General features: G+C 67.9%; 7 protein-coding genes. 1 reads left to right on the top strand and 6 read right to left on the bottom strand.

The window, feature by feature from the left end; translation table 11 throughout:
* Positions 1 to 208 precede the first annotated feature (208 nt).
* From AB0J16_RS59585 to AB0J16_RS59560, 6 genes are all read right to left on the bottom strand, one after another.
* Complete coding sequence (locus tag AB0J16_RS59585) at positions 209 to 1,066, bottom strand: oxygenase MpaB family protein (protein ID WP_358558298.1); 858 nt, start codon at positions 1,064 to 1,066, stop codon at positions 209 to 211.
* A 75-nt stretch (positions 1,067 to 1,141) separates the two neighbouring features.
* Positions 1,142 to 2,098: a zinc-binding dehydrogenase gene (locus AB0J16_RS59580; protein WP_358558295.1), complete on the bottom strand. Its 957-nt coding sequence runs from the start codon at positions 2,096 to 2,098 to the stop codon at positions 1,142 to 1,144.
* A 9-nt stretch (positions 2,099 to 2,107) separates the two neighbouring features.
* Positions 2,108 to 2,995, bottom strand: coding sequence for a hypothetical protein (locus tag AB0J16_RS59575; protein WP_358558292.1), 888 nt, complete (start codon positions 2,993 to 2,995; stop codon positions 2,108 to 2,110).
* Between the two features lie 39 nt (positions 2,996 to 3,034).
* Positions 3,035 to 3,460: a type II toxin-antitoxin system VapC family toxin gene (locus tag AB0J16_RS59570; protein WP_358558289.1), complete on the bottom strand. Its 426-nt coding sequence runs from the start codon at positions 3,458 to 3,460 to the stop codon at positions 3,035 to 3,037.
* Positions 3,447 to 3,719: a hypothetical protein gene (locus AB0J16_RS59565; protein ID WP_358558286.1), complete on the bottom strand. Its 273-nt coding sequence runs from the start codon at positions 3,717 to 3,719 to the stop codon at positions 3,447 to 3,449. Before AB0J16_RS59565 ends, AB0J16_RS59570 begins: the two co-directional genes overlap by 14 nt.
* 97 nt (positions 3,720 to 3,816) lie before the next feature.
* Positions 3,817 to 5,265 (bottom strand): acetyl-CoA synthetase, encoded by a 1,449-nt coding sequence (locus AB0J16_RS59560; RefSeq protein WP_358558283.1) that lies wholly within the window; start codon positions 5,263 to 5,265, stop codon positions 3,817 to 3,819.
* A 275-nt stretch (positions 5,266 to 5,540) separates the two neighbouring features.
* Here AB0J16_RS59560 and AB0J16_RS59555 point away from each other — a divergent pair, with 275 nt between their 5' ends.
* Entirely contained in the window at positions 5,541 to 6,677 is a 1,137-nt protein-coding gene (locus AB0J16_RS59555; protein ID WP_358558280.1) for a serine protease, read from the top strand.
* The last annotated feature ends 103 nt before the right edge of the window (positions 6,678 to 6,780 follow it).

Here is a 6,780-nt window from a genome sequence, read left to right as displayed (position 1 = left end):
AAAACGCTCGACTGGGACACCCCAGCCGAGCGCTTGCGTGATCTACTGACCACCTAAAACACCAGCGGTGTTGCAACGACCCCTTGAAACCGCCCAAGCCGCGCGGGCCCCGGGCGCTAGGCCGAGCGGAGGGCCTGCTCCAAGCCGCGCAGGCTTCGGGCGCTACGCCGAGCGGAGGGCCTGCTCCAAGCCGCGCAGGCTTCGGGCGCTACGCCGAGCGGAGGGCCTGCTCCAAGCCGCGCAGGCTTCGGGCGGCCTTCCGGGCGTGATAGGCGATCGGCATATACCGCAGCCGCTCCGGCAGGCGCGGGGCGATCACCGCCACCGCCCGCCCGAGCTGCCGCAGCCGCCACTCGTCCCGCGCCGACCAGGGCAGATCCAGCTTCTTCCGTACGATGGGCGGCAGCGTCCCCACCGTCACGAAGTAGTTGAACTCCCCCGATCCCACCCCCACCGGCGCCCAGAGCCGGCGCAGCGGCCGGGGCAGCCCGGGCGGCATCGGGGTCCCCCGCATAACGGCGAGCACGTCGATCGCCGTCGGATGCGGCTCCAGCCGCTCGGCCGCCATCTCGTCGAAGTAGCACCAGAACTCCTCGACGGTCGCGGGCATCTCCCGCTCCGGGACTCGCAGGATCGCCCCCAATTGCCGCGACTCTTCGTAGAGCCGCCGTTCAGCGTCTTCGGTGTAGGGAGTGCCGAAGTAGCGATTGAGAGTGACGAAGCGCTCGAACAGCGACAGGTGCACCCAGGCCCAGGCCGCGCCGTTGAGCGCGTGGTAGGACCTGCCCCGCTCGTCCACCCCACTGATCGGCTTGTGCAGCTCACGCAGCCGCTCACCCTCCGCCAGGCCGCCCACTCCGCCGTACACCCATTTCTGGACCGAGGTGAGCGTGCGGTGGAGCCGGCCCCACGGGTCCTGCTTGTACGTGGAGTGCCTGGCGACGGCCGCCCCCACCGCGGGGTGCATGGTCTGGAGGACCAGCGCGCTGCCCGCCACGAGCAGGTTGCGGTATTCACCGGCGGTTTCCCAGTGCAACGAGCCTGGGCCGAACGGTTCGACGTCCATGACGGCGCCTCCCGGGTGATACAACCTCACCTTCTTTGTATCATCCCGGGTGAGCATAGGTAACCCTTCACTTATTCAGCGCGTAAAGACGATTTTCCCAAATATGTCGCCTTCAGCCAGGGCGGCGAAGCCGTCGCGGGCCTCGGTCAGCGGCATCGTCCGATCGATGACCGGCCGCAGCCCGGTCTGCTCCAGGAACACGGCCAGCCGCTGAAGCTGGTCACGCGTGCCCATCGTGGAGCCGATCACCGACAGCTGAAGGAAGAACACTCGGTTCAGGTCGGCGGGCGGGACCGCGCCGCTGGTGGCGCCGCAGACCACGATGCGTCCGCCGGGCTTGAGTGACTTGAGCGAATGGTCCCAGGTGGCCTGGCCGACGGTCTCCATGACGGCGTCGACCCGTTCGGGCAGCCGCGCGCCGGGCTCGAACACCTGGTCCGCGCCGAGCTTGGCGGCCTGCTCCCGCTTGGCGGCCGAGCGGCTGGTCGCCCAGACCCGGTAACCGCCCGCCCGGCCGAGCGCGATCAGCGCGGTGGCGACCCCGCCACCGGCGCCCTGTACGAGCACGGTCGAGCCGGGCTCGAGACCGGCCTTGTCGAACAGCATGCGGTAGGCGGTCAGCCAGGCCGTGGGCAGGCAGGCGGCCTCCTCGAAGCTGAGCGCGGCCGGCTTGGGCACCAGGTTGCGGCGCGGCACGACGACCCGGTCGGCGAACGTGCCGTCGTGGACCTCCGACAGCAGCGAACGCTTGGGGTCGAGCGTCTCGTCGGCCCCGGAGCCGATCACCGAGTGCACGATGACCTCGTTACCGTCGGCGTCCACCCCCGCCGCGTCGCAGCCGAGCACGATCGGCAGCCGGTCCTGCCTGATGCCCACGCCTTTGAGCGTCCACAGGTCATGGTGGTTGAGGGCGGTCGCCCGTACGGTGACGGTCGTCCAGCCGTCCGGGACCTGCGGGTCCGGATGCTCGCCGAGCGTCAGCCCGGCGAGAGGATTGTCGGGATCGGTCTGTGAGGCGGTTACGGCGAACATGGCCGCACCTTACTTCAGGGTGATCCGGATCCCGGCGATGGCCTGCTGGACGAAAGCGCGCGAGCCCGAGGCGACGATCTGCACATCGCCCCTGCATACGGTACGGATGGGCCGCTTGAGGCCGTTGATCGCCGACGGCGTCCTGGCCTTTTTCCGGCAGTTGGGGGTCGGGATGAACACGACCATGTCGCCGGTCCCGCCGCCGAACCAGAGCTGCGGCCCGACCGGTTCGCCCTGGACACTCTCGCCCGGCTTCGCCAGACGGATCGAGCCACCGCCACTCAGGACGAGGTAGCCGTCCTTGCCGACCTTCCCGCGCAGGCCCTTGGCCGTCGCCAGCCGATCTTCGAAGGTCAGCCCCTCCCGCCGGTCGTACATCGCCAGCCGCCACTTGCCGAACGCGAACATCAGCACCTGCCCGGCCGCGCCGACACCCGGCGGGCCCGGCCAGAGCGTGACGTTGGGCGTGAGGTTCCTGATCGGCTGAGCACCCCTGGAGATCTCCATCTCACCGCCGTAGGGGGCATAGAACCCGCGGTATTGCCCGGCGATCCAGGCCCCCTGGAACGGCCGCGCGCCCAGCTCGTTGAGCCGCAGCTCGGCGGGGTAGCGAACCGCCGCCCGCGTCCCATCGGGGAACATCACCGCGATGACCTCCTTGCCGCCCTTGGCCTTGACCGGTGCGCTCACCACGTTGGGCGCGCCCTCGATCCTGGTCAACGACCGGATGGGCTGCGGGGCAGGGGTCGATGTCGGCGGCGCGCGATCCGGCTCGGGGTCGCGGCTGGCCAGCAGGCTGACGACGGGGACCGCCAGCAGCACCGCCACCACACCGATCCCGACCCACCGGCGCCGACCACGGGCGCCCGCCTCGATGACGTCGAACTGATCGGCCACGGACATCCCCTGCCGAGGAGTGCTGTTTTACTCCCCAGTTCAATTGAGGGGATGCCGCCAGCGCAAGCCCTGGAACTTGGCGAAATCAGCGTCACAGGTCACGAATTCACAACCGTGCTCGATGGCCAGTGCGGCGAGATAGGCGTCGGGCAGGAGCTTGCCGGTGGCGCCCGACGAACGGCAGATCTTGGCGAAGATCTCCCAGTGTCTCGATCCGGCGTTCACCAGGACGGCATGCGGCTGGTTGCGGACGCTCTCCGCGAACTTGACGGCTGTCTCGAACGAGGTGCTCTGCGGAATGCGGTGGTTGGTCACGACCCGCAGGAAACCGTTGATCACGAAGTCGCTGACCGCATAGGCCTCGTCACCATTGACGAGCTCCTCGACGAGGGTCAGGCACTCGTCATGGTGCTCGGTGTCGCGGCGCTGCGCGTTGACCAGGATGTTGACGTCAGGCATCCGCATCGCGGCCTCCACAGCGCGCCATCTTCGCCAGCTCGTGCTCCACGAAGTCCGCTTCCATCAGCTCCTTGATCTCGGCCCAGGTGAGCTTGGGCCCGGCCACAGCGCCGGACACAGGGAGCTCCACCCGAGGCCGGTCGGCCGTTTCCGTGGAGCGGTTGAGTAGTTGTCGCAAAGCGTCCTCCATCACTGAGGTGAGACTGCGTCCGTTTCGTGCCGCGTACGCCTTGGCCTCGTTGAGGAGTGCGTCGTCGATCCGCACCGTGGTCCTCCGCATGACACCAGCGTCCGCCGCTGACATAAAAATGTCAACAGCAGATAGTAATCGCGCGGTCACAATTCTTGCACAGTCTTTAACCTCACCAGAGCGCCACATTGACCTTCCCGTCGGACGCCAGCCGCACCCGCTGACCGACCAGTTCCCTGGACATGGCGTCCCCCAGGAGTTCGGCCTCCAGCACGTGGGCATGAGCGCGCCCCCCGCCCGGCAGGTCCACGACGAGGATGCCCTTCTCCGGCGCCCCGTCGCGCCCATGCGTCACCGTGTAGCCGGCCACCGTGGCGGGACCGTCGTACAGGGCGACGATCTCCACGGGGTCGGCGGTGAAGACGGGCGCGGCATCGCCCAGGGTGCCGCCCGGGTCCGTGGACCAGATGGCGTACGTGTGCTTGGTCAGGTGCATGCCGACCCCCGTCACCAGCCCGTGGCCCTGCTGGGCGCGCAGCAGCCCGGCCATGGTGGCCGTCGAGTGCAGGACGTAGTCGCTGGAGGGGCCGCCCGCGTACGGCAGGCCGCCGGTGACCGTCAGGCCGCGCCGGTCGAGCGGGTCCAGCTTGATCGCGTCGCACGCCTGCCGCAGCGCGATCGCGAAGCAGCTGTAGAGGTCGAGCGCGTGGATGTCGTCGAGGCCCAGCCCGGCCCGCGTGAACGCGGCCTCGGCGGTGCGCCCGATGGCCTGCGAGGCGCCGAGCGCGGGCCGCGCCGCCACCTCCCACGTGTCCTCGCCATAAGCCCAGCCGCGCAGGTACACGCGCTGATCGCGCGGTACGCCGAGCCGGTCGGCCAGTCCGGCGGCGACCAGGACGACGGCCGCCGCCTGATCGACCTCCCCCACGGCCACGGTGTTGCGTGTGTACGGCCACCCGATGAAGCGGTTGCCGGTAACCAGTTCCTCCGGGGTTCGAGCAGTACGCCGCCAGGCGTGCGGGTTCGCGGCGGCGACTTCGGTCATCGGCGCCATCATCCGCCCCCGGTCCACCATTTCCTCATTTATCGACATACCGAGGGACGCGCGGCGGGCCGTCTCCATGATCGGGTAGGTGTGGACCGGCATGAACAGCTCGTGGGCCAGCTCCGCCGGATGCGGCGGGCGTTCCCAGCCGTAGGGCGGCCTGGGATCGGCCGGATGGCTCCACGGCACGTGCTCGCCCGCCTGCCGGTAGGCCCGACGCGTGGCCAGCGCCTCGGCGCCGGCGATCAGCGCCGAGTCGAGCTCCCCCGCCGCGATCCGGCCCGCGGCCTCGCCGATGAGGAGTTGCGGGGCCGTACCGCTGACCATGGAGTAGGCCCGGTGCCGGGGCGCGGCGCCGAGGCGGTCGGCGAGCCGGCCGACCGGGGAGTCGTACTGCCACGAGTCGGTGTAGACGAGCTGGATCGAGTCGAGTCGCTCGACCGGCAGCCGCGCCTCGCGAGCCGCCTCGCGCGCGACGTCCTCCCACAGGTCGAGTGGCTCCGGGCCCGGCTGGTCGCGAACGGTGCGCTGGGCCGTACCTATGAGACAGGGGGTGCGTGGATCCATGTCACCCATCTAACCAGAATAACATTCGGTTGATAAGCGGTGGCATTTGATAATCACTGTTACCAGTGGTGCCAGTGGAAATTAACACCGACCTTTACCTGGTGAAATGCTTTCTAGGAATACATGCGATCCGGTTATTTCCATAACGGAATGGAGCCGGGCCAGACTTTTTCACATGGTTTCCTGGCCGTCGGGTTGCGCCATTCATTAACGTTCCGAACGTTTTCCTGGCCCACCGGGGCGCAGTACCCCGCTCTGGGCCGCCGAGAACTGAGAGGAGCTTCATGTATTCCCGAGCAAGGCACATCGCGATCCCGCTCGCCGGTCTGACGGCCATCGGCCTGGCCGCGGGGATGGTCGGCAGCACCGCCGCCAGCGCGACCCCACCCTCCGACGTCGTGTCCAAGAACGCGGCCACTCCCGCGGAGCAAGCGGTCCAGTTCTGGACGCCTGACCGCATCAAGCGGGCGGCCGACTACGACGCCAACCTCGACGCGCGTTCCAACGGCGTCAAGGGCGTCAACTCCACCCCCGACGGCCCGCCCGGATCCGTCCCCCCGATCGGCGAGGAGAAGACCAAGAACGTTAAGGGCAAGAGCATCAAGAGCAAGCAGGTCAACCTGCCCAACACGGTCGGACGCGTGTTCTTCACGCTGCCGGGGTCGAACCCGGCGAACCCGGCGAGCTGGCGGTACTGCTCGGCCAGTTCCGTACAGGGCAAGTACCGCAACCTTGTGGCAACGTCGGCCCACTGTGTCTACGACACCAAGAAGGACACCTTCTACGACAACTGGATCTTCATCCCGTCGTACTGGGACGGCGACAACGCCTGGGAGGGCAAGGCTCCCTACGGCATCTACGCCGCCAAGACGTTCAACGCGCATGACGATTTCGTGGTGAAGGAGGACTACGACTACGACTACGCGTTCGTCAACGTCTACAACGGAATCAAGGTCAAGTGGGAGAAGGTCAACGACAAGTGGCAGTGGACGCGGAAGAACGTCGGCCGCCTCGGTGACAACGTCGGCGGCCAGGGCTTCACTTGGAACCGCGGCACCAAGGCGAACGTGTTCTCCTTCGGCTACCCGGCGGGCGAGCACCCCGACGGCGACAAGCCGTTCACCGGCCGCACGATGAAGTGGTGCTACGGCAAGACGGCCCCGATGCTCGCCGCGCCGAAGTACAACCTCCAGGAGCACATCGGCCTCAAGTGCGCCTTCACCGCCGGCGCCAGCGGTGGACCGCTCCTGTACAGCTACAAGAGCTCCACCCGGACCGGTTACCTGATCGGTGTCAACAGCGTCGCGTGGGACACCGACGGTAACGACCGCTACGACCACATCTCGTCGCCGTACTTCAACACCGACACCTACAACGTGTACAAGGCCGCCGCGAACCGGTGGACCGGCAACATGCCGTAGCAACCGACCCTAGCCTGCGGCTTTCACGGCGAATTTGAGCCGACCTGATCGTTCACATAAGAAAAGTGCCCTTGAACTGGGAGGATCGGACTTGTCTAAGGCC

The sequence above is a fragment of the Nonomuraea sp. NPDC049750 genome, from assembly GCF_040659625.1.
Taxonomy (GTDB): domain Bacteria; phylum Actinomycetota; class Actinomycetes; order Streptosporangiales; family Streptosporangiaceae; genus Nonomuraea.
Note: the sequence above shows the minus strand (reverse complement) of the source record. Positions and strands in the feature narration are given on the sequence as shown.

Excerpts from the sequence above, each read along its gene's own strand:
- AB0J16_RS59585 (WP_358558298.1), bottom strand. The coding sequence starts at position 1,066 with ATGGACGTCGAACCGTTCGGCCCAGGCTCGTTGCACTGGGAAACCGCC.
- AB0J16_RS59580 (WP_358558295.1), bottom strand. The coding sequence starts at position 2,098 with ATGTTCGCCGTAACCGCCTCACAGACCGATCCCGACAATCCTCTCGCC.
- AB0J16_RS59570 (WP_358558289.1), bottom strand. The coding sequence starts at position 3,460 with ATGCGGATGCCTGACGTCAACATCCTGGTCAACGCGCAGCGCCGCGAC.
- AB0J16_RS59560 (WP_358558283.1), bottom strand. The coding sequence starts at position 5,265 with ATGGGTGACATGGATCCACGCACCCCCTGTCTCATAGGTACGGCCCAG.
- AB0J16_RS59555 (WP_358558280.1), top strand. The coding sequence starts at position 5,541 with ATGTATTCCCGAGCAAGGCACATCGCGATCCCGCTCGCCGGTCTGACG.